Source organism: Pseudomonas sp. Marseille-Q0931 (assembly GCF_940789645.1).
Taxonomy (GTDB): Bacteria; Pseudomonadota; Gammaproteobacteria; order Pseudomonadales; family Pseudomonadaceae; genus Aquipseudomonas.
In genome coordinates this window covers 39,105-58,493 of record NZ_CALNWT010000001.1, presented here as the reverse complement: position 1 = coordinate 58,493, position 19,389 = coordinate 39,105, and the positions used below count along the sequence as shown (strand labels likewise).

Genomic DNA, 19,389 nt, shown 5'->3' with positions numbered 1-19,389 from the left:
GCTCCTAGGCCAGCAGGTTGCGGTCGAAGACGAACACTTCGGTCGCCAGCGGGCGATGCTCCAGCAGGTTTTGCGGTCGCCCCATCTTCGGGTAGTTCTTCTCGCCGGTCTCACCGATCCAACCCTGGGTCTTCATCCGCTCCAGCCGTCCACGCAAGGTGGTGTGCTGTACCGGCTCGCCCAGGCAAGCCTGGAATGCCGCCAGCGCTTCGGTCACGGTAAAGCGCGGCGCCAGCAGATACAGCGGCAGCGAGCTGTAAACCGACTTGCCGCGCAGACGCTCGGCCGCCAGACGCACCAGTTGCGAATGATCGAATGGCAACGCCTGCTGCGCGGAAGTGACGGCGGCCAGTTCGACGAACTGCAGATTCTCATCCTGCGGCACGACGTCAGGCGCCAGCAGCGCCAGGTAACAGGTGCTCAGCGACCAGCCACGCGGATCACGCACGCCGTTGCCCACCGTCGTCACCTGTTCCAGGTAATGCGGTTGCAGACGCGCCTTGTCCGCCAGGGCACGAGCGGCGGCGGCATCCAGGCTGGCATCGGCGCAACGACCATTGACCAGCACGCCTGGCAGCGCCCACTGTCCCATATAGGGCTCGCGCTGGCGACGCAGCAGCAGCACCTGCAACGTCCCCTCTTCGCTCAGGCGCAGGGCGACGATATCCACCCCGGCCAGTACTTCCACTGCACTCATCCTTCCATTCGCCTCCGTTATGGACTTATTTCATCTTGACCAATAATTCGCTTTCTTTCACGCAAGAATTGGTAAAAACGCTTGACTACATATTTCATCAGATGAAATATGTAGTCACCCAAGCGCAGTAAGGAGGCGCACCATGAAGATCGCCAGCTTCGACGTCGACGCCCAGAAAGGCTTCACCCCACTTTGCCCCAATGAGCTGCCAGTCCCCGAGGGCGACGCCATCGTCCCGGCACTGAACCAGCTGGCAGCGCGCGCTCAGTTGCGCATCGGCAGCAAGGACGCCCATAGCCCGCAAGCCGCCTGGGTGGTGCCGGACCACGCGCAGATGCTGCAAGCGCTGCCGCTGGCCAATGCCGACCTGACCTGGGTCAGCCACTGCGTGCCCGGCACTCCCGGCTTCGAACTGCTCGACGACCTGCCGGCGCCGCTGGACTATGACTTCTTCGTGTGGAAGGGCGTGGAACCCGACCTGCATCCTTACGGCGCCTGCTACCACGACCTGGCCGAGAAGCGCAGCACGGGCGTGATCGAATTTCTTCGGCAAAATGGCGTCGACCTTGTATTGGTCGGCGGTCTGGCGCTGGACTACTGCGTCAAGACCACCGCACTGCAACTGCGCCGCGCCGGCTTCGAGGTGATCGTGTATCTGCCGGCCTGCCGAGCCATCGCCAGCGAAACCGCCGAAACTGCCTGTATCGCCATGGGCGAGCACGGCATCACACTTGCCGCCAGCCTGGAACAGCTGGACAGCGTCATAGCCAAGGAGAACCTGCGATGAGCGAGAGCATCTTCGCCGACCGCACCGTGCAAAACCTGCTGGATACCGATTTCTACAAGCTGACCATGATGCAGGCGGTGCTGCACAACTACCCCAACGCCGAGGTGGAATGGGAGTTCCGCTGCCGCAGCAGTGAGGATCTGACGCCTTACCTGGCCGAGATTCGCTACCAGATCGAACGCCTGAGCGAGCTCAGCCTGAGCGTCGATCAGCTCGCCTTCCTCGAAAGCATCCCCTTCATCAAGCCGGACTTCATTCGCTTCCTCAGCCTGTTCCGCTTCAATCTGCGCTATGTGCACACCAGCATTGAAGACGGCCAGTTGAACATCCGCCTGCGCGGCCCCTGGCTGCACGTGATCCTCTTCGAGGTGCCATTGCTGGCCATCGTCAGCGAGGTGCGCAACCGCTATCGCTACCGTGAGGTGCTGCTGGAGCAGGCTGCCGAGCGTCTGTACGAGAAGCTCGACTGGCTCAAGGCCGAGGCTTCGTCGAGCGAACTGGCAGGTTTTCAACTGGCCGACTTCGGCACCCGCCGGCGTTTCTCCTACCGCGTGCAGGAGCAGGCGGTGCACATCCTCAAACGCGATTTCCCCGGGCGCTTCGTCGGTACCAGCAACGTGCATCTGGCACGTGAATTCGACCTCAAGCCCATCGGCACCATGGCCCACGAGTGGCTGATGGCGCACCAGCAGCTCGGCCCGCGCCTGATCGACAGCCAGATCGCCGCGCTGGACTGCTGGGTGCGCGAGTATCGTGGCCTGCTGGGTATCGCCCTGACCGACTGCATCACCATGGACGCCTTCCTGGCCGACTTCGACCTGTACTTCGCCAAGCTGTTCGACGGCCTGCGCCACGACTCCGGCGACCCGCTGGTGTGGGCGGAAAAAGCCATCGCCCACTACGAGAAACTGGGCATCGACCCGAAGAGCAAGACCCTGGTGTTCTCCGACGGCCTCGACCTACCCAAGTCGCTACGGCTCTACCGTGCACTTTCCGGGCGAATCCACGTAAGCTTCGGGGTCGGAACCAACCTGACCTGCGACATCCCCGGCGTCGAGCCGATGAACATCGTGATCAAGATGATCGCCTGCAACGGTCAGCCAGTGGCGAAGATTTCCGATACCCCCGGCAAGACCCAATGCCGCGACGAGAACTTCGTCCATTACCTGAAACACGTATTTCGCGTGAACCAGTGAGGAGCCAGACATGAGCAACCGCCAAGCCGAAATCGCCGCCGCCCTCGACGTGGTACCGCCATTCGCCGACGACGCTGCGCTGAGCGCCGAAATCGAAAGGCGCAAGACCTTCATCAAGAACACCCTCAAGCAGTCCGGCCTCAAGGTGCTGGTGCTGGGTATCAGCGGTGGCGTGGACTCGACCACGGCCGGGCGCCTGGCTCAGCTTTCGGTCGAAGAGCTGCGTGCCGAGACTGGCGACGCCGACTATCGCTTCATTGCCGTGCGCCTGCCGCACAACACCCAACATGACGAACACGACGCTCAGGCCTCGCTGGACTTCATCGGCGCCGATGAGGTCAGCACCGTCAACATTGCCGACAGCGTCAATGGCCTGGCCCAACAGGTCAGCCACTTGCAACAGCTGAGCGAAGCCCGTCGCGACTTCGTGGTCGGCAACGTCAAGGCACGTATTCGCATGGTCGCCCAGTTCACCATCGCCAATGCCAGCAACGGCCTGGTGATCGGCACCGACCACGCCGCCGAGGCGGTGATGGGCTTCTTCACCAAGTTCGGCGACGGCGCCTGTGACCTTGCCCCGCTGTCGGGCCTGGTCAAGCACCAGGTGCGCGCTATCGCAGCGCATCTGGGCGCGCCGGAGCATCTGGTGAAGAAAACGCCCACCGCCGACCTCGAAGAACTGCGCCCCGGCAAACCGGACGAGGAAGCCCACGGCGTGACCTACGCCGAGATCGACGCCTTCCTGCATGGCGAGAAGGTCAGCGACGAAGCCTACGCCACCATCGTGCGCACCTATGACGCCTCGCGTCACAAACGCGAGCTACCGCTGGCGCCCTGATCCATGCAGGCAAAAAGAAGCCGGGCACGGCCCGGCTTCTTCATCTGTGCAGCGGCTCAATGCGACTCGCCGGCGATGCGTTCTGCCGGTGAGGCACAGCGTTCGAACACCTCCCGCGGCCGACACTGGGCCACCGGCGCAGGTGGCGGCTGATCCGGCACCGTCGGCTCGCCCGGCTCCTGCGGTGGCACGGGTTTGCCGGGCTGATCGGGAACATCGGGCTGCGGCTGGCCCGGAATATCGCCAGCCCGAATCCCGCTGGAGATCAAGGTAAAAGCTGAAACGGACATGGTTCTACCCTCGTTGAATGGACTGCAGAGGGTAGAGTGCGCCGTCAGGCACTAATTCCAACTTTCATCGGGCAGGCTGGGCGTCGAAATGTACGGTGAGCGATACCAGCACCTGCGGCTCGCCGTCCTCGGCCTGGGCATGATTGTCGGCCCGGCCAAAGCCCAGCCATATCGGCTGCTCCTGCTTGATCGCCACTGCCGAATTCTGGTCGGCCGAACCCTCCAGTCCTGATAGCGCCGACTCGGCCTCTTCACGCGACATGCCAAGGCGCAGCCGATCATCCAGCACGAAGCCCTCCAGTCCGGCGCGAGCAGGCACCTCCTGCAACCAGCCCAGATAGAGATCACCGGTGAAACGCGGCACCAGCCAGCAACGCACTTCACGTAAGCGGTCACCGGCGAACACCAGCATCAGGCTGTTGCCATACAGCAGGCCGCGGCGCTCGCCATGCAGCGGCAACTCCGCGCTGGGCTGGCCGAGGGTCATGGCAAAATCCGCTGGCGACGCCGTGGGCGCCAGGCCGAACACATTGCTCCCCGAATACACCTGCAGCTCGGCGCGAGCTGACAGACATGCAAGCAGCAGAGAGAAAAAGACGGCCCGCTTCAATATCGTGTTGATGGTCATGTTCCCTGACTCCGATTTTCGCTCATGAAAAAGCCGGGCTTTGCCCGGCTTCTGGTGTTCGCATGACTTGATCAGGCTTTCGGCAGGGTTACGCCCGTCTGCCCCTGATACTTGCCGCCGCGGTCACGGTAGGAGACCTCGCAGGCCTCGTCAGACTGCAGGAACAGCATCTGCGCCACGCCTTCGTTGGCATAGATCTTCGCCGGCAGGTTGGTGGTGTTGGAGAATTCCAGAGTCACGTGGCCTTCCCACTCCGGCTCCAGCGGCGTGACGTTGACGATGATACCGCAACGCGCGTAGGTGCTCTTGCCCAGGCAGATGGTCAGCACGTCACGCGGAATGCGAAAGTACTCGACGGTACGGGCCAGGGCGAAGGAGTTCGGCGGGATGATGCAGACGTCGCTCTTGATGTCGACGAAGCTCTTCTCGTCGAAATTCTTCGGGTCGACGACAGCCGAGTGGATGTTGGTGAACACCTTGAATTCGTCGGCGCAGCGCACGTCGTAGCCGTAGCTGGACACACCGTAGGAAATCACCCGGCTGGCGTCGGCGCCACGCACCTGACGCTCTACGAACGGCTCGATCATGCCGTGTTCCTGGGCCATGCGGCGAATCCACTTGTCCGATTTGATGCTCATGGCGAGGTGTCCTGAGTGGGCGGTTACTGGAAAAGTGAGCGCATCTTACCGATGCCGGCGCCACGCTTCAAAGATTGCCGCCGCGCCCACCAATCATTATTTGCAAAAAAGCTGCATCGACTATTCGCACTCGACGATAAAAACACGTATGGTGTGCCCACTGTGCTGCATGTGTCACCGCGAATCGCTACTAGATGCCTAGATTTCGATCCAAACATCGTCCGACTCCTAGTACTCGTTGCACTCAGTCCCGGCCTGGGCTTTTCCAGGGCTGTTATTACTTTTGTTAGGAGACATCACATGTCCAATCGTCAGACTGGCACCGTTAAGTGGTTCAACGATGAGAAAGGCTACGGCTTCATCACCCCGCAATCCGGTGACGACCTCTTCGTTCACTTCAAAGCCATCCAGAGCGACGGTTTCAAAACCCTGAAGGAAGGCCAGCAGGTTTCCTTCGTGGCTACCCGTGGCCAGAAAGGCATGCAGGCTGAGGAAGTTCAGGTTATCTAACCTGTACTACCCTGCTTGAAAAGAGCCCCGCCTAGTGCGGGGCTTTTTTATGGGTGTTGCACGCCTTGTAGGAGCGGATTTATCCGCGAAATCGCGGCTGATCCCGCTCCTACAGAAGCGGGATCGGAGTGGGCTTCGTCACGCCAGGACCGAGTCGCCTGCGTTGCCCTCTCCCGCCCTTCGGGCGCACTCGGCTTTGGCTCCTGAGCCGCCCTGCCTTCCGCATCATGCAGTCATTCCTCGCAAGCGGGGAGGATGAGCCGAACCACCGAAGTCGCCTGCATCGCCCTCTCCCGCCCTTCGGGCACCCTCGGCTTTGGCTCCTGCGCCGCCCTACCTCCTGCATCCATGCAGTCGTCTCCCGCAAGCGGGAGAGGGGCATCAGAGGGCCGCTGCGCGGCTGCTGTTAGTCCTCGCTGATCTCGATGCTGGGCATCGCCGGCTTGCCAGCCTGGGCGATACGCGCGCCGACCTTGCGCGCCAGGTCCTGATAGATCATGGCGATCTGGCTTTCCGGATCGGCAATGGTGGTGGGCTTGCCATCATCGGCCTGCATGCGGATGGCCATCGACAGCGGCAGCGAGGCCAGCAGCTCGACACCATATTGCGCAGCCAGCTTCTCGCCGCCGCCCTCACCGAACAGGTGCTCGGCGTGGCCGCAGTTGGAGCAGATGTGCACCGCCATGTTTTCCACCACACCCAGCACCGGGATGTGCACCTTGCGGAACATCTCCACGCCTTTCTTGGCATCGAGCAGGGCCAGGTCCTGCGGCGTGGTGACGATCACGCTGCCAGCCACCGGCACCTTCTGCGCCAGGGTCAACTGGATATCACCAGTACCCGGCGGCATGTCCACCACCAGGTAATCAAGATCGTTCCAGGCGGTCTGGGTGATCAGTTGCAGCAAGGCGCCGCTGACCATCGGCCCGCGCCACACCATCGGCGTGTTGTCGTCGGTGAGAAAGGCCATGGACATCACCTGCACGCCATGAGCTTCGAGCGGCACGAACCACTTCTGTTCGCGAACTTCCGGCCGCGTACCCTCAGCGATACCGAACATGATGCCTTGGCTGGGCCCATAGATATCGGCGTCGAGGATACCCACGCGCGCGCCCTCGCGGGCCAGCGCCAGCGCCAGGTTGGCCGCCGTGGTGGACTTGCCCACGCCGCCCTTGCCCGAAGCCACAGCGATCACGTTCTTCACCCCGGCCAGCGCTGGCACCTGGGCCTGACCCTGATGCGAGTCGATCACGCAATCGACCTGCACTCGCGCGCCGTCCACGTCTTCGAGGTTCTCCAGCGCCATCTGCAGCATCTGCGCCCAGCCATTCTTGAACAGACCGGCGGCGTAGCCCAGCTCCAGACGTACGGCGACGCGCGCACCCTGGATGTCGACTTCACGCAGGCAGCCGGCGCTGACCGGGTCCTGCTCGAGATGGGGGTCGGTGAACTGACGCAGGCAGGCTTCGACCGCTTCGCGGGTGACGGCACTCATGCAAGAACTCCAGAAGGCAGACAGAAAAACAGGCCCTCATCATAACAGCAGCCTTCCCGGGCAATGCAGCATGCGCTTTTCCTTGCCGCAGGTAGCTTGAAGCTTGTCGCTTCCCTTATAGTTGTCGACTTCCCTCGTTTTACCAGTGCAGCCGATCACCATGACCGAAGCCCGCAAGATTCTCGTTACCAGCGCCCTCCCCTATGCCAACGGCTCCATCCACCTCGGCCATATGCTCGAGTACGTGCAGACCGACATGTGGGTGCGCTACCAGAAACTGCGTGGCAATCAGGCGATCTACGTCTGCGCCGACGACGCCCACGGCTCGGCGATCATGTTGCGCGCCGAGAAAGAAGGCATCACCCCCGAACAATTGATCGATGGCGTACGCGCCGAGCACATGGCCGACTTCGCCGACTTCGGCGTGGACTTCGACAACTACCACTCCACCCACTCGGAGGAGAACCGCGAGCTGTCGGCGGCCATTTACCTGGCGCTGCGCGACAAGGGCCATATCGCCACTCGCGCGGTGACCCAGTACTTCGACCCCGAGAAGGGCATGTTCCTCGCCGACCGCTTCATCAAGGGTACGTGCCCGAAATGCGGCACCGAGGATCAGTACGGCGACAACTGCGAGAAATGCGGCGCCACCTATTCGCCGACCGAACTGAAGAACCCACGCTCGGCCATCTCCGGGGCCGTGCCGGTGCTCAAGGAATCGCAGCATTTCTTCTTCAAGCTGCCGGACTTCGAAGCCATGCTCAAGCAGTGGACGCGCTCCGGCGCCCTGCAGGAAGCGGTGGCCAACAAGATCGCCGAGTGGCTCGATGGCGGCCTGCAGGAGTGGGACATCAGCCGCGATGCGCCCTACTTCGGCTTCGAGATTCCCGGCGAGCCGGGCAAGTACTTCTACGTCTGGCTGGACGCGCCGATCGGCTACATGGCCAGCTTCAAGAACCTCTGCAGCAAACGCCCGGAGCTGGACTTTGACGCGTTCTGGGGCAAGGATTCCACCGCCGAGCTGTACCACTTCATCGGCAAGGACATCGTCAACTTCCATGCTCTGTTCTGGCCGGCCATGCTCGAAGGCGCGGGCTACCGCAAGCCGACTGCAGTCAACGTGCACGGCTACCTGACCGTCAACGGGCAGAAGATGTCCAAGTCGCGCGGCACCTTCATCAAGGCGCGCACCTATCTGGATCACCTGAACCCGGAATACCTGCGTTACTACTACGCCTCCAAGCTGGGCCGTGGCGTGGACGATCTCGACCTGAACCTCGAGGACTTCGTGCAGAAGGTCAACTCGGATCTGGTCGGCAAGGTGGTCAACATCGCCAGCCGCTGCGCCGGCTTCATCCACAAGGGCAACAATGGCCTGCTGGTCGCCGCCAACCCGGAGCCCGAGCTGTGGGACGCCTTCCAGGCCGCCGCGCCGAGCATCGCCGAGGCCTACGAAGCGCGCGATTTCTCCCGCGCCATGCGCGAAATCATGGCACTGGCCGACCGCGCCAACGCCTGGATCGCCGACAAGGCGCCCTGGGCTCTGAACAAGGTCGAAGGCAAGCAGGCCGAGGTGCAGGAAATCTGTGCGTTGGGCGTCAACCTGTTCCGTCAGCTGGTGATCATGCTCAAGCCGGTGCTGCCGAAACTGGCTGCCGACGCCGAAGCCTTCCTCAACGTGAAGCCGCAAACCTGGGCCGACCTGTCGCTGCCGCTGGCCAATCATCAGTTGAACCCGTTCAACCCGCTGCTGACCCGCATCGAACAAGCGAAGATCGAAGCCATGACCGAAGCCTCCAAGGAAGACCTGGCCGCCGAAGCGCCCAGGCCACAAGGCAATGGCGAACTGAGCAAAGATCCGCTGGCCGCCGAGATCAACTTCGACGCCTTCGCCGCCGTCGACCTGCGTATCGCCCTGATCGAGAAGTGCGAGTTCGTCGAAGGTGCCGACAAGCTGCTGCGCCTGTCGCTGGATATCGGTGACGAGAAGCGCAACGTGTTCTCCGGCATCAAGTCCGCCTACCCGGACCCTAGCAAGCTGGAAGGCCGCCTGACCCTGTACGTCGCCAACCTGGCGCCGCGCAAGATGAAATTCGGCATCAGCGAAGGCATGGTCCTGGCCGCCGGCCCCGGTGGCGAGGAAATCTACCTGCTCAGCCCCGACAGCGGCGCCAAGCCGGGCCAACGCGTCAAATAAGCCAAACGCCAGGAGGCACGGATGAAGCCATGGATGGTAGTGACGCTGCTGGCCGCACTGGCCGGTTGCTCCGAGCAATCGGGGCCCCCGCTCGGTGGCGCCCTGCAGGGTGAACGCAACCAGGCTGGCAGCTACCTGGCTTATGAGCACCATATCGGCATAGAACTGGCCGCCGAGCAGATCGGCGAACGCATCGCCGCCACCCGCGAAGCCTGCCTGAGCGAGCGTTTCGGCGCCTGCAGCCTGATCGCCGCACAGCAAAGCAGCGACCATGCGCCGCGTGGCGACCTCACTCTGCGTATCGTGCCCGACGGGGTCGAGGCCATCACCGCCCTGGCCAGCGAGGGCGGTGAGCTGGTCAGCCGCAGCACTCGTGCCGAGGACCTGGCCCAGGCAGTGAGCGACAATCGTCGTCAGCACGAGCAACTGCTGCGCCAGCAACGGACCTTGCAGCAGTTCGAACAACGCGACGATCTGGCCGTGGCCGACCTGCTGGCGCTGGCCCGAGAGCAGGCAGCACTGGAGGTACAACTGCAGGCCATCGCCCAGGAAGCGGCCCAACAACAACGGCGCCTGGATACCAACCTGCTGACCCTTAGCTTCAGCAGCCCCTACGAAAGCTCGCCTTTGGGCCGCATCGGCGAAGCTTTTTCACGCCTCACCGACAACCTCGCGGAAGGCACCGCCAACCTGATCGAGTTCATCGGCTACAGCCTGCCCTTCCTGATCGTGCTGTTCCCTGTAGCGCTGGGCTTGCGCAAGCTGTGGAGACGCCTGACCGGCCGTTGACCGAGGCCGAATAAAGGCCGTCAATGGCAGGCAATTCGCCGCATCCGGCTTGTATGGCCAGGGCCGCTTCCCGATAATAGGCGCCCTTTTCCTAAGGCCTTTGCGCATTCGACGGCAACCCGATGACCGAACTCGTCCTGATCATGGTCAGCGCCATCCTGGTCAACAACTTCGTGCTGGTGCAGTTCCTCGGCCTGTGCCCGTTCATGGGCGTGTCGAAGAAGATCGAGACCGCCATCGGCCTGTCCCTGGCCACCACCTTCGTGCTGACCATGGCCGCCATGTGCAGCTACCTGGTGCAGCAGTACGTGCTCAAGCCGCTGGACCTGGAATTCCTGCGCACCATCAGCTTCATTCTGGTGATCGCCGTGGTGGTGCAGTTCACCGAGATGGTGGTGAACAAGACCAGCCCGCTGCTCTATCGAGTGCTGGGCATCTTCCTGCCGCTGATCACCACCAACTGCATCGTCCTCGGCGTGGCCCTGCTCAACGCCAACAAGGCCGAGTTCACTTTCATCACTGCCACCGCCAATGGTTTTGCCGCCGGCCTGGGCTTCTCCCTGGTGCTGGTGCTGTTCGCCGCCATGCGTGAGCGCATCGCCATCGCCGACGTGCCGAAATCCTTCCAGGGCGCGGCCATCGGCATGATCACCGCCGGGCTGATGTCGCTGGCGTTCATGGGCTTCTCCGGGCTGATCAAGCTATGAGCCTGGTTCTGGTCGCCGTCCTCGCCCTGCTCACGCTGTGCCTGATCGCCGGGGCCATCCTCGGTTTCGCCGCCGTGCGCTTCAAGGTCGAGGGTGACCCCATCGCCGAGCAGATCAACGCCCTGCTGCCGCAGACCCAGTGCGGCCAGTGCGGTTATCCGGGCTGCAAGCCCTACGCCGAGGCCATCGCCGGCGGCGACAAGATCAACAAGTGCCCACCCGGCGGCGAGGCGACCATCCAGGCCTTGGCCGACCTGCTGGATGTCGAGCCCGAGCCGCTGGACGCGGTGGAAGGCGAAAAGCCGCAGATGGTCGCGTTTATCCGCGAAGCAGAGTGCATCGGCTGCACCAAGTGCATCCAGGCCTGCCCGGTGGACGCCATCGTCGGCGCCGCGCGGCAGATGCACACGGTGATCGTCAGCGAATGCACCGGCTGCGACCTGTGCGTCGAACCCTGCCCGGTGGACTGCATCGACATGATCGAAGTCGGCAGCAGCGTGCAGAGCTGGAAGTGGGACAAGCCGCTGGCACCCGGCCAGTTGATCGCCAGTGACCGGGAGCAGGCGGCATGACGGTGCAGGAAAAGTTCTGGGATATCCCGGGAGGTATCCATCCGGCCGAGCGCAAGGAGCTGTCCAACCGCACACCGATCCAGCAGGCCCCGCTGCCCAAGCGCCTGGTGTTGCCGCTCGGCCAGCATATTGGCGCAACCGCAGAGCCCTGTGTGGTGGTTGGCCAACGCGTACGCAAGGGCGAGAAGATCGCCAATACCAACGGCTTCGTCAGTGTGCCGTTGCATGCGCCGACTTCCGGCACCGTGGCCTTCATCGGTGAGCAGCCTTATCCCCATGCTTCCGGCATGCTGGCGCCGGCTGTCGTCATCGACAGCGACGGTCTGGATGAATGGATCGAGCTAACGCCGCCAGCCAACTACCGCAGCCTGGAAGCCAGCGAGCTGCTGACGCTGATCCGCGAGGCCGGCATCAACGGCCTGGGCGGCGCCGGTTTCCCCACGGCGGTGAAACTCACCGCACGGCCGACGCAGAAGATCCACACGCTGATCATCAACGGTACCGAATGCGAACCCTATATCACCGCTGATGACGTGCTGATGCGCGAGCGCGCCGGCGAGCTGGTTTCTGGCATCGATATCCTGATGCAGCTGATCCAGCCCGAGCAGGTGCTGATCGGTATCGAGGACAACAAGCCCGAGGCCATCGCCGCCGTACGTGCTGCCTGCGCCGGCCGCGACTACCAGGTGCGGGTGTTCCCGACCAAGTACCCATCCGGCGGCGAGAAACAGCTGATCCAGATCCTCACCGGCGTCGAGGTGCCCAGCGGCGGCCTGCCGGCTGATATCGGCATCCTTTGCCAGAACGTCGGCACTTGCGTGGCCATTCACGACGCCGTGCTGCTGGGCAAGCCGCTGATCTCGCGTATCACCACGCTGACCGGCGAGGCGCTGGCGCGTCCGGGCAATGTCGAGGCGCTGCTCGGCACGCCGGTGGGCGAATTACTGGCCTTCGCCGGGCTGGACATCAGCACACTCAATCGCCTGGTCATGGGCGGGCCGATGATGGGCTTTACCCTGCCCAGCCTCGACGTGCCGCTGATCAAGACCAGCAACTGCCTGCTGGCCAGCACCGCCGCGGAACTGCCACCACCACCGCCGGCCATGCCCTGCATCCGCTGCGGCGAATGCGCCGAGGCGTGCCCGGCAAGTCTGCTGCCGCAGCAACTGCACTTCTTCGCCCTAGGCCAGGAGCACGAACAGCTCAAGGCGCACAACCTGTTCGACTGCATCGAGTGCGGCGCCTGCGCCTACGTCTGCCCATCGAGCATTCCACTGGTGCAGTACTACCGCGTGGCTAAGGCGGAAATTCGTGAGCTGGAGCAAAAACAGCTCAAGGCCGAGCACTCCAAACAGCGCTTCGAGCAACGCCAGGAACGCTTGCGCCGCGCCGAGGAACAGAAGGAAGCCGAGCGCAAGGCGCGCGCGGAAAAAGCCGCCCGCGCCAAGGCAGCACAAGCCGAAGCCCCGCCTGCTGCCGCAGCTGCGCCGGCCGATGAAGCGCTGAAGAAACTCAAGATCGAAGCCAGCATGGCCCAGGTCGCGCTGAAGAAAGCCGAGAAACAGCTGGCCGCCCACGACACGCCGGAGCTGCAGGCGCAGGTCGCCGAGCTGCGTTCAGCAACCGAAGCCGCGCAGAAAGCCCTGGCCGATGCCCAGGCGACAGCACCAGCTCCCGCACCCAAACCGGCCGGCGACGAAGCGCTGAAGAAAGCGAAGATCGAAGCGGCCATGCTCAAGGCTCAATTGCGCAAGCTGGAAAAAATCGAAACTCCGGACGAGGAGCAACAAACCGAGATCACCCGAGTGCGCCAGCAGCTTGAAGCCGCCGAAAAGGCCCTGGCCGATCTGCAACAACAGGCGCCTGTGCCGACTGCCAAACCCGCCGGTGACGAAGCGCTGAAGAAGGCCAAGATCGAAGCCACCATGCTCAAGGCTCAATTGCGCAAGCTGGAAAAGGTCGATAACCCGGACGACGAGCAGCAAGCCGAACTGGCCCGCGTGCGCCAGCAACTGGAGGCAGCCGAGAAAACTCTGACCGATCTACAAAACCAGGCGCCCGCGCCAGCCGCCAAACCCGTCGGCGACGATGCGCTGAAAAAGGCCAAGATCGAAGCCGCCATGCTCAAGGCCCAGCTGCGCAAGCTGGAGAAGATCGAAAACCCGGACGACGAGCAGCAAGCCGAACTGGCCCGCGTGCGCCAGCAACTGGAAGCAGCCGAGAAAACTCTGGCCGATTTACAAGACCAGGTGCCCGCGCCAGCCGCCAAACCCGCCGGCGACGAAGCGCTGAAGAAAGCCAAGATCGAACTGGCGATGAAACGCGCCAAGCTGAAGAAAGCGGAAAAGGCCGGCAGCGACGAAACCGCTCTGCAAGCATTGCGCGACGCCCTGGCCGCCGCCGAACAGGCGCTGCATGCCGCCGAGGAGAACTCGGATAAACCGGCGCCGCAGCTGGTGCGCACCGAGCGCCCCGGCGTGGATGCCGAACTGAAAGCGTTGAAGACAGAGGTGGCTTTCGCCCGTGCCGACCTGCGCAAGCTGGAGCGTGACGAGAGCGCCGCTGGCGAGGCGCTGGAACAGGCGCGCACACGCCTGGCCGAAGCCGAACGCAAGCTGGCCGAATACCAGGCGTAGCGATCGCCCCGAATTACCTCCGGGGCGGGCAGCACAACGATTAAAGCCCCTCTCCCACTTGTGGGAGAGGGGTTGGGGAGAGGGTCAGTACAACGCACCCTCTCCCCGTCCCTCTCCCGTAACGGGAGAGGGAGAATTAGAACGCCGGCACGCTGGTACAGCGTCTCGGATTGCATCCGGGCTACAGTTGCGTCGGAGCATCCGGGCGGCACAGACAACCGTAGCCCGGATGCAATCCGGGGAATGAACACCACTGCGATCACCGAGAACGCAGTAACAGAACCACCGGAGCGCCGATGGCCCTGCCCCGCATCACATCGCCCCACGCCACGGGCAGCAACCGTACCCAGCAGGTCATGCTGCAGGTGCTGCTGGCCACCGTGCCGGGCATTCTCGCCCTGACCTGGCTATTCGGCGCCGGCACCCTGTTCAATCTGGTATGGGCCAGCCTCTGCGCCCTGGGCTTCGAGGCCGCATTGCTGGCCGCACGCAAACGTCCAATCGCCTTTTTCCTCAAGGACTACAGCGCCCTGGTCACCGCCGTGCTGCTGGCCTTGGCTCTGCCGCCCTACTCGCCCTGGTGGCTGACGCTGATCGCCTGCGGCTTCGCCATCGGCTTCGGCAAGCAGCTCTATGGCGGCCTCGGACAAAATCCGTTCAACCCGGCCATGGTCGGCTACGTGGTGGTGCTGATCTCCTTCCCCGTCGACATGATCAGTTGGCCCGCGCCACATGGCGTCGCCGCACTTGATGGCATCAAGCACATCCTCGGCATCGCCAATCTCCCGGATGGCTGGGCCCAGGCCACCGCGCTGGACGCGCTGAAGGTGAACAAGAGCCTGACCATCGACGAGCTGCACGCCAGCAATCCGGCCTTCGGCCATTTCGGCGGCGCCGGCAGCGAAGCGGTCAACCTAGCGTTTCTCGCCGGTGGCCTGTATCTGCTGCATAAACGCCTGATCACCTGGCACGCGCCGGTGGGCATGCTCGCCGCGCTGTTCGTCATGAGCCTGCTGTTCTGGAATGGCAGCGGCTCGGATTCCAATGGCTCGCCGCTGTTCCACCTGCTGACCGGCGCCACCATGCTCGGCGCGTTCTTCATCGTCACCGACCCGGTTTCCGGCGCGACCAGCAATCGCGGACGCCTGGTGTTCGGCATCGGTGTCGGCGTACTGGTCTATGTGATCCGCACCTGGGGCGGTTATCCAGATGCAGTAGCCTTCGCCGTGCTGCTGATGAACCTGGCCGCGCCGACCATCGACTACTACACCCGGCCGCGCAGCTACGGCCACCGCAAGCCCAACAGCGGCTTCAAGTTGGGAGAATGAGCATGCTGCCGGAAATCAGCCGTTCGATGCTGAAGAACGCCCTGGTGCTTGGCCTATTCGCCATCGGCACCGTCGGCAGCGTCGCCCTGCTGCAACAGGGCACTGCCGAGCGCATCGCCAATGCCGAACGCGAAACGCAGGTGCGCGCCCTGGCCGAGATCCTGCCGGCAGGCAGCTATGACAATCACCTGCTGGATAACCGCATCGAGCTCAACGCCCCCGAGCTGGGCCACCGCAGCCCGCAGTCGGCCTACCTGGCACTCAAGGGCGCTCAGCCCAACGCGCTGATACTGCCGGTGACCGCGCCGGACGGCTACAGCGGCGCCATCCACCTGCTGGTCGGCATCTTCGCCGATGGCCGCCTGGCCGGCGTGCGCGTGCTCAGCCACAAGGAAACCCCGGGCCTGGGCGACAAGATCGAACTGGCCAAGAGCGACTGGATACTCGGTTTCGCCGGCAAATCCCTGAGCGACCCGGATGAAGAACGCTGGGCGGTGAAGAAGGATCGCGGCGACTTCGACCAGTTCGCCGGCGCCACCATCACCCCACGCGCCGTGGTCAAGGCCGTGCACGGCGCCCTGCGCTACTTCGACACGCACCGCGCCCAGCTGCTGGGCCTGGCGGAGGATGAACGATGACCAGCTACCGCGAAATCAGCCTCAACGGCCTGTGGAAAAACAACCCGGCGCTGGTGCAACTGCTCGGCCTGTGCCCGCTGCTCGGGGTCAGCAACTCCACGGTCAACGCCCTCGGCCTGGCCCTGGCCAGTGCGGTGGTGCTGGTGTGCTCCAACACCGCCGTGTCGCTGGTGCGCGGCGTGGTCAACACCGCCGTGCGCCTGCCGGCCTTCGTCATGATCATCGCCGCCCTGACCACCTGCATCGAGCTGCTGATGCAGGCCTACACCTACGAGCTGTATCAGATTCTCGGCATCTTCATCCCGCTGATCACCACCAACTGCGTGATCCTCGGCCGCGCCGACGGCTTCGCCGCCAAGCACGACCCGGCCCGCGCCGCCTATGACGGTCTGATGATGGGTCTGGGCTTCGGCCTGGTGCTGGTAATGATCGGCGCCATCCGCGAGCTGCTCGGCACCGGCGCACTGTTCGCCAACATGCACCTGCTGTTCGGCCCGATTGCCGCAGATTGGAAACTCACCCTGGTTCACGACTACCGCGGCTTCTTGCTGGCCATCCTGCCGCCGGGCGCCTTCATCGTTCTCGGCCTGTTGATCGCCGGCAAGAACCGCATCGACCAGATCGCCGCCGAACGAGCCAAGGCCGCCGCGCCCGAAGCGCCTGCACAAAGCCGCCGGGTTCGAGTGACCGGAGTCATCGAATGAACGCCGCCAAACGCCTGGAAATCTTCCGTCGCCTGCACGAGGACAACCCCGAGCCCAAGACCGAGCTGGCCTACAGCACGCCCTTCGAGCTGCTGGTGGCGGTAACGCTTTCGGCCCAGGCCACCGATGTCAGCGTCAACAAGGCCACGGCCAAGCTGTTTCCGGTCGCTAACACGCCAGAAGCGATCTACGCCCTGGGCGTCGAAGGACTCTCCGAGTACATCAAGACCATCGGCCTGTACAACAGCAAGGCAAAGAACGTCATCGAGGCCTGTCGCATCCTCATCGAGAAGCACGGCAGCCAGGTGCCGGACAATCGCGAGGACCTCGAAGCGCTGCCCGGCGTCGGTCGCAAGACCGCCAATGTGGTGCTCAACACCGCTTTCCGCCAGCTGGCCATGGCCGTGGATACGCATATCTTCCGCGTCAGCAACCGCACCGGCATCGCGCCGGGCAAGAACGTGGTCGAGGTGGAAAAGAAGCTGCTCAAGTTCGTACCCAAGGATTATCTGCTAGACGCTCACCACTGGCTGATCCTGCACGGACGCTACGTCTGCACCGCGCGTAAACCGCGCTGTGGCGCCTGCCGCATCGAAGACCTGTGCGAGTACAAGGCGAAAACCTCCGACGATTGATCGACCATAGAATCCGGCGATCTTCTGATTGAAAAAATCTTTTTTACCCGCTCATTTTTTGCCGCTATAAGGTGCGCAAATGGCCCCGGTAATTGGCCTGGAGTGGAATGAATGAGCACAGACAAAGAAGATCTCGAGCTGGACGAAGACTTTGTCGCGGAGGAATCGGACGACGCCGAGCCTGCGGTTGAAGTCGCCAAGGCCAACCTGACCAAGCGCCGCATCATCGATAACTTCCTCGAAGAGCGTCGCCTGCACAAACAGCTGGCCGAATACGACTTCGATATCTGATTATCGAGCTGCACAGAAGAAGCCCCGCTAATTGCGGGGCTTTTCGTATATCGCGATCAGTCGCGTCGAGACGGTGAGAGCAGCTCGATCTTGTAACCGTCCGGGTCCTCGACGAAGGCCAGGATGCTGGTGCCGTGCTTCATCGGCCCCGGCTCTCGGGTGATCTTGCCGCCGCGGCCGCGAATATCCTCGCAGGCCTTGTAGACGTCCTCGACTTCCAGGGCGATATGACCGTAGCCGGTACCCAGCTCATAGTGCTCAACGCCCCAGTTGTGGGTCAGCTCGATCACGCTGTTGTGCGCCTCGTCGCCGTAACCGACGAACGCCAGGGTGAACTTACCGTCCGGATAGTCCTTGCGCCGCAGCAGGGTCATGCCCAGCACTTCGGTGTAGAAGGCGATGGATTTGTCCAGGTCGCCGACGCGCAGCATGGTATGCAGCAGTCTCATCAGATTTCCCCCTTCTAGCAAGCAGAACCCCGGCACTTGGCCGGGGTCCTTGTGACGCAAGAGTTTTAGCTTAGACCAGCTTGCGGCCCTTGCCTGCAGCGATACGCATACGCAGGGCGTTGAGCTTGATGAAGCCCGCCGCGTCCTGCTGGTTGTAGGCGCCGCCATCTTCCTCGAAGGTCGCGATATTGGCGTCGAACAGCGAATCGTCGGACTTGCGACCAGTGACGATGACGTTGCCCTTGTACAGCTTCAGGCGGACCACGCCGTTCACGTTGGCTTGGGAGGCGTCGATCATCTGTTGCAGCATCAGACGCTCCGGGCTCCACCAGAAACCGTTGTAGATCAGGCTGGCGTATTTCGGCATCAGCTCGTCTTTGAGGTGAGCCACTTCACGGTCGAGGGTGATCGACTCGATGGCGCGGTGGGCCTTGAGCATGATGGTGCCGCCGGGGGTTTCGTAGCAGCCGCGGGACTTCATGCCAACGAAACGGTTCTCGACGATGTCCAGACGACCGATGCCGTTCTCGCCGCCAATGCGGTTCAGTTCGGCCAGCACCTGCGCCGGGCTCATGTCCTTGCCGTCGATGGCGACGATGTCGCCGGCGCGGTAGGTCAGCTCGATATAAGTCGGTGCGTCCGGTGCTGCCTCAGGGGAGACAGTCCATTTCCACATGTCTTCTTCGTGCTCGGTCCAGGTGTCTTCCAGCACGCCACCTTCATAGGAGATGTGCAGCAGGTTGGCGTCCATGGAGTACGGCGACTTCTTCTTGCCGTGGCGCTCGATCGGGATGGCGTGCTTCTCGGCGTAGTCCATCAGCTTCTCGCGCGACAGCAGGTCCCACTCACGCCACGGGGCGATGACTTTTACACCCGGCTTCAGCGCATAGGCGCCCAGTTCGAAACGCACCTGGTCGTTGCCCTTGCCGGTCGCACCGTGGGAGATGGCGTCGGCACCGGTCTCGTTGGCGATTTCGATCAGGCGCTTGGCGATCAGCGGGCGGGCGATGGAGGTACCCAGCAGGTATTCGCCTTCGTAGACGGTGTTGGCGCGGAACATCGGGTAGACGAAATCGCGGACGAACTCCTCGCGCAGGTCGTCGATGTAGATTTCCTTAACGCCCATTGCCTGGGCCTTGGCACGGGCCGGCTCGACCTCTTCGCCCTGGCCGAGATCGGCGGTGAAGGTCACCACTTCACAGTTATAGGTATCTTGCAGCCACTTGAGGATCACCGAGGTGTCCAGGCCACCGGAATAGGCCAGAACTACCTTTTTGACGTCCGCCATGCCATCACTCCACGGGTTGTACGGTAAAACCGGTGATTCTACTGGCCAAGCGGCTCAATTTACAGGGGTGCGACAG

At 63.0% G+C, this 19,389-nt stretch carries 21 protein-coding genes; 14 read left to right on the top strand and 7 right to left on the bottom strand.

The features are described 5' to 3' along the window. Positions 1-4 precede the first annotated feature (4 nt). The gene (locus tag P3C50_RS00310) at positions 5-697 is read right to left on the bottom strand and encodes an NUDIX domain-containing protein (RefSeq protein WP_275544454.1); all 693 of its coding nucleotides are present in this window, start codon (positions 695-697) and stop codon (positions 5-7) included. 142 nt (positions 698-839) lie between these two features. Here P3C50_RS00310 and P3C50_RS00305 point away from each other — a divergent pair, with 142 nt between their 5' ends. From P3C50_RS00305 to nadE, 3 genes are read left to right on the top strand one after another with little or no spacing between them, the layout of a single operon-like run. After that, on the top strand, positions 840-1,484 hold the full coding sequence (locus P3C50_RS00305) for a nicotinamidase (protein WP_275544453.1): 645 nt from the start codon (positions 840-842) through the stop codon (positions 1,482-1,484). Beyond that, positions 1,481-2,680: a nicotinate phosphoribosyltransferase gene (pncB, locus tag P3C50_RS00300; RefSeq protein ID WP_275544452.1), complete on the top strand. Its 1,200-nt coding sequence runs from the start codon at positions 1,481-1,483 to the stop codon at positions 2,678-2,680. The genes P3C50_RS00305 and pncB overlap by 4 nt, the downstream gene beginning before the upstream one ends. A gap of 10 nt (positions 2,681-2,690) precedes the next feature. Next, complete coding sequence (gene nadE, locus P3C50_RS00295; RefSeq protein ID WP_275544451.1) at positions 2,691-3,518, top strand: ammonia-dependent NAD(+) synthetase; 828 nt, start codon at positions 2,691-2,693, stop codon at positions 3,516-3,518. Between the two features lie 56 nt (positions 3,519-3,574). Here nadE and P3C50_RS00290 read toward each other — a convergent pair whose 3' ends face one another. The 3 genes from P3C50_RS00290 to dcd all read right to left on the bottom strand — a co-directional run bounded on the left by P3C50_RS00290 (position 3,575) and on the right by dcd (position 5,074). After that, positions 3,575-3,808, bottom strand: a complete 234-nt coding sequence (locus tag P3C50_RS00290; protein ID WP_275545350.1) for a hypothetical protein — start codon at positions 3,806-3,808, stop codon at positions 3,575-3,577. Between the two features lie 64 nt (positions 3,809-3,872). Further along, the gene (locus tag P3C50_RS00285) at positions 3,873-4,436 is read right to left on the bottom strand and encodes a hypothetical protein (protein ID WP_275544450.1); all 564 of its coding nucleotides are present in this window, start codon (positions 4,434-4,436) and stop codon (positions 3,873-3,875) included. A gap of 71 nt (positions 4,437-4,507) precedes the next feature. Next, positions 4,508-5,074: a dCTP deaminase gene (gene dcd / locus P3C50_RS00280; RefSeq protein ID WP_013714599.1), complete on the bottom strand. Its 567-nt coding sequence runs from the start codon at positions 5,072-5,074 to the stop codon at positions 4,508-4,510. Positions 5,075-5,374: 300 nt separating this feature from the next. Between dcd and P3C50_RS00275 the strand changes: the two genes are divergently transcribed. Next, entirely contained in the window at positions 5,375-5,584 is a 210-nt protein-coding gene (locus P3C50_RS00275; protein ID WP_013714598.1) for a cold-shock protein, read from the top strand. Positions 5,585-5,990: 406 nt separating this feature from the next. Here the strand turns inward: P3C50_RS00275 and apbC are convergent, their stop codons facing one another. Continuing rightward, the gene (gene apbC / locus P3C50_RS00270) at positions 5,991-7,079 is read right to left on the bottom strand and encodes an iron-sulfur cluster carrier protein ApbC (protein ID WP_275544449.1); all 1,089 of its coding nucleotides are present in this window, start codon (positions 7,077-7,079) and stop codon (positions 5,991-5,993) included. Positions 7,080-7,239: 160 nt separating this feature from the next. Between apbC and metG the strand changes: the two genes are divergently transcribed. The 10 genes from metG to P3C50_RS00220 all read left to right on the top strand — a co-directional run bounded on the left by metG (position 7,240) and on the right by P3C50_RS00220 (position 17,576). After that, entirely contained in the window at positions 7,240-9,276 is a 2,037-nt protein-coding gene (metG, locus tag P3C50_RS00265) for a methionine--tRNA ligase (RefSeq protein WP_275544448.1), read from the top strand. 21 nt (positions 9,277-9,297) lie between these two features. Next, positions 9,298-10,065: a DUF4349 domain-containing protein gene (locus P3C50_RS00260; protein ID WP_275544447.1), complete on the top strand. Its 768-nt coding sequence runs from the start codon at positions 9,298-9,300 to the stop codon at positions 10,063-10,065. 122 nt (positions 10,066-10,187) lie between these two features. Continuing rightward, a complete protein-coding gene (gene rsxA / locus P3C50_RS00255; protein WP_275544446.1) occupies positions 10,188-10,772 on the top strand; it encodes an electron transport complex subunit RsxA in 585 nt (194 codons plus the stop codon). Next, positions 10,769-11,344 carry an electron transport complex subunit RsxB gene (rsxB, locus tag P3C50_RS00250; RefSeq protein ID WP_197855256.1) on the top strand — a complete coding sequence of 192 codons (576 nt, stop codon included), beginning with the start codon at positions 10,769-10,771 and terminating at the stop codon, positions 11,342-11,344. Before rsxA ends, rsxB begins: the two co-directional genes overlap by 4 nt. After that, positions 11,341-13,980 carry an electron transport complex subunit RsxC gene (gene rsxC, locus P3C50_RS00245; protein WP_275544445.1) on the top strand — a complete coding sequence of 880 codons (2,640 nt, stop codon included), beginning with the start codon at positions 11,341-11,343 and terminating at the stop codon, positions 13,978-13,980. The genes rsxB and rsxC overlap by 4 nt, the downstream gene beginning before the upstream one ends. Positions 13,981-14,276: 296 nt before the next feature. Next, positions 14,277-15,308, top strand: coding sequence for an RnfABCDGE type electron transport complex subunit D (locus tag P3C50_RS00240; protein ID WP_275544444.1), 1,032 nt, complete (start codon positions 14,277-14,279; stop codon positions 15,306-15,308). A 2-nt stretch (positions 15,309-15,310) separates the two neighbouring features. Next, the gene (rsxG, locus tag P3C50_RS00235) at positions 15,311-15,946 is read left to right on the top strand and encodes an electron transport complex subunit RsxG (protein ID WP_275544443.1); all 636 of its coding nucleotides are present in this window, start codon (positions 15,311-15,313) and stop codon (positions 15,944-15,946) included. Further along, entirely contained in the window at positions 15,943-16,650 is a 708-nt protein-coding gene (locus P3C50_RS00230) for an electron transport complex subunit E (protein WP_197855252.1), read from the top strand. The genes rsxG and P3C50_RS00230 overlap by 4 nt, the downstream gene beginning before the upstream one ends. Continuing rightward, complete coding sequence (gene nth, locus P3C50_RS00225) at positions 16,647-17,285, top strand: endonuclease III (protein WP_003245598.1); 639 nt, start codon at positions 16,647-16,649, stop codon at positions 17,283-17,285. Before P3C50_RS00230 ends, nth begins: the two co-directional genes overlap by 4 nt. Before the next feature lie 111 nt (positions 17,286-17,396). Next, a complete protein-coding gene (locus P3C50_RS00220) occupies positions 17,397-17,576 on the top strand; it encodes a PA3496 family putative envelope integrity protein (protein ID WP_275544442.1) in 180 nt (59 codons plus the stop codon). A gap of 56 nt (positions 17,577-17,632) precedes the next feature. On the opposite strand, the gene gloA is transcribed toward P3C50_RS00220, so the two are convergent. Then, positions 17,633-18,025, bottom strand: coding sequence for a lactoylglutathione lyase (gene gloA / locus P3C50_RS00215; RefSeq protein WP_197855251.1), 393 nt, complete (start codon positions 18,023-18,025; stop codon positions 17,633-17,635). Between the two features lie 70 nt (positions 18,026-18,095). Continuing rightward, positions 18,096-19,313 carry an argininosuccinate synthase gene (locus P3C50_RS00210; RefSeq protein WP_197855250.1) on the bottom strand — a complete coding sequence of 406 codons (1,218 nt, stop codon included), beginning with the start codon at positions 19,311-19,313 and terminating at the stop codon, positions 18,096-18,098. Between the last annotated feature and the right edge of the window lie 76 nt (positions 19,314-19,389).

Bases quoted from the DNA above. Each gene is read 5' to 3' on its own strand.
- P3C50_RS00260 (WP_275544447.1), top strand. From the start codon at position 9,298: ATGAAGCCATGGATGGTAGTGACGCTGCTGGCCGCACTGGCCGGTTGC.
- rsxB (WP_197855256.1), top strand. From the start codon at position 10,769: ATGAGCCTGGTTCTGGTCGCCGTCCTCGCCCTGCTCACGCTGTGCCTG.
- rsxC (WP_275544445.1), top strand. From the start codon at position 11,341: ATGACGGTGCAGGAAAAGTTCTGGGATATCCCGGGAGGTATCCATCCG.
- nadE (WP_275544451.1), top strand. From the start codon at position 2,691: ATGAGCAACCGCCAAGCCGAAATCGCCGCCGCCCTCGACGTGGTACCG.
- apbC (WP_275544449.1), bottom strand. From the start codon at position 7,079: ATGAGTGCCGTCACCCGCGAAGCGGTCGAAGCCTGCCTGCGTCAGTTC.
- gloA (WP_197855251.1), bottom strand. From the start codon at position 18,025: ATGAGACTGCTGCATACCATGCTGCGCGTCGGCGACCTGGACAAATCC.
- P3C50_RS00240 (WP_275544444.1), top strand. From the start codon at position 14,277: ATGGCCCTGCCCCGCATCACATCGCCCCACGCCACGGGCAGCAACCGT.
- P3C50_RS00285 (WP_275544450.1), bottom strand. From the start codon at position 4,436: ATGACCATCAACACGATATTGAAGCGGGCCGTCTTTTTCTCTCTGCTG.
- rsxG (WP_275544443.1), top strand. From the start codon at position 15,311: ATGCTGCCGGAAATCAGCCGTTCGATGCTGAAGAACGCCCTGGTGCTT.
- pncB (WP_275544452.1), top strand. From the start codon at position 1,481: ATGAGCGAGAGCATCTTCGCCGACCGCACCGTGCAAAACCTGCTGGAT.
- P3C50_RS00290 (WP_275545350.1), bottom strand. From the start codon at position 3,808: ATGTCCGTTTCAGCTTTTACCTTGATCTCCAGCGGGATTCGGGCTGGC.
- rsxA (WP_275544446.1), top strand. From the start codon at position 10,188: ATGACCGAACTCGTCCTGATCATGGTCAGCGCCATCCTGGTCAACAAC.
- P3C50_RS00210 (WP_197855250.1), bottom strand. From the start codon at position 19,313: ATGGCGGACGTCAAAAAGGTAGTTCTGGCCTATTCCGGTGGCCTGGAC.
- metG (WP_275544448.1), top strand. From the start codon at position 7,240: ATGACCGAAGCCCGCAAGATTCTCGTTACCAGCGCCCTCCCCTATGCC.
- P3C50_RS00230 (WP_197855252.1), top strand. From the start codon at position 15,943: ATGACCAGCTACCGCGAAATCAGCCTCAACGGCCTGTGGAAAAACAAC.
- dcd (WP_013714599.1), bottom strand. From the start codon at position 5,074: ATGAGCATCAAATCGGACAAGTGGATTCGCCGCATGGCCCAGGAACAC.
- P3C50_RS00275 (WP_013714598.1), top strand. From the start codon at position 5,375: ATGTCCAATCGTCAGACTGGCACCGTTAAGTGGTTCAACGATGAGAAA.
- nth (WP_003245598.1), top strand. From the start codon at position 16,647: ATGAACGCCGCCAAACGCCTGGAAATCTTCCGTCGCCTGCACGAGGAC.
- P3C50_RS00305 (WP_275544453.1), top strand. From the start codon at position 840: ATGAAGATCGCCAGCTTCGACGTCGACGCCCAGAAAGGCTTCACCCCA.
- P3C50_RS00220 (WP_275544442.1), top strand. From the start codon at position 17,397: ATGAGCACAGACAAAGAAGATCTCGAGCTGGACGAAGACTTTGTCGCG.
- P3C50_RS00310 (WP_275544454.1), bottom strand. From the start codon at position 697: ATGAGTGCAGTGGAAGTACTGGCCGGGGTGGATATCGTCGCCCTGCGC.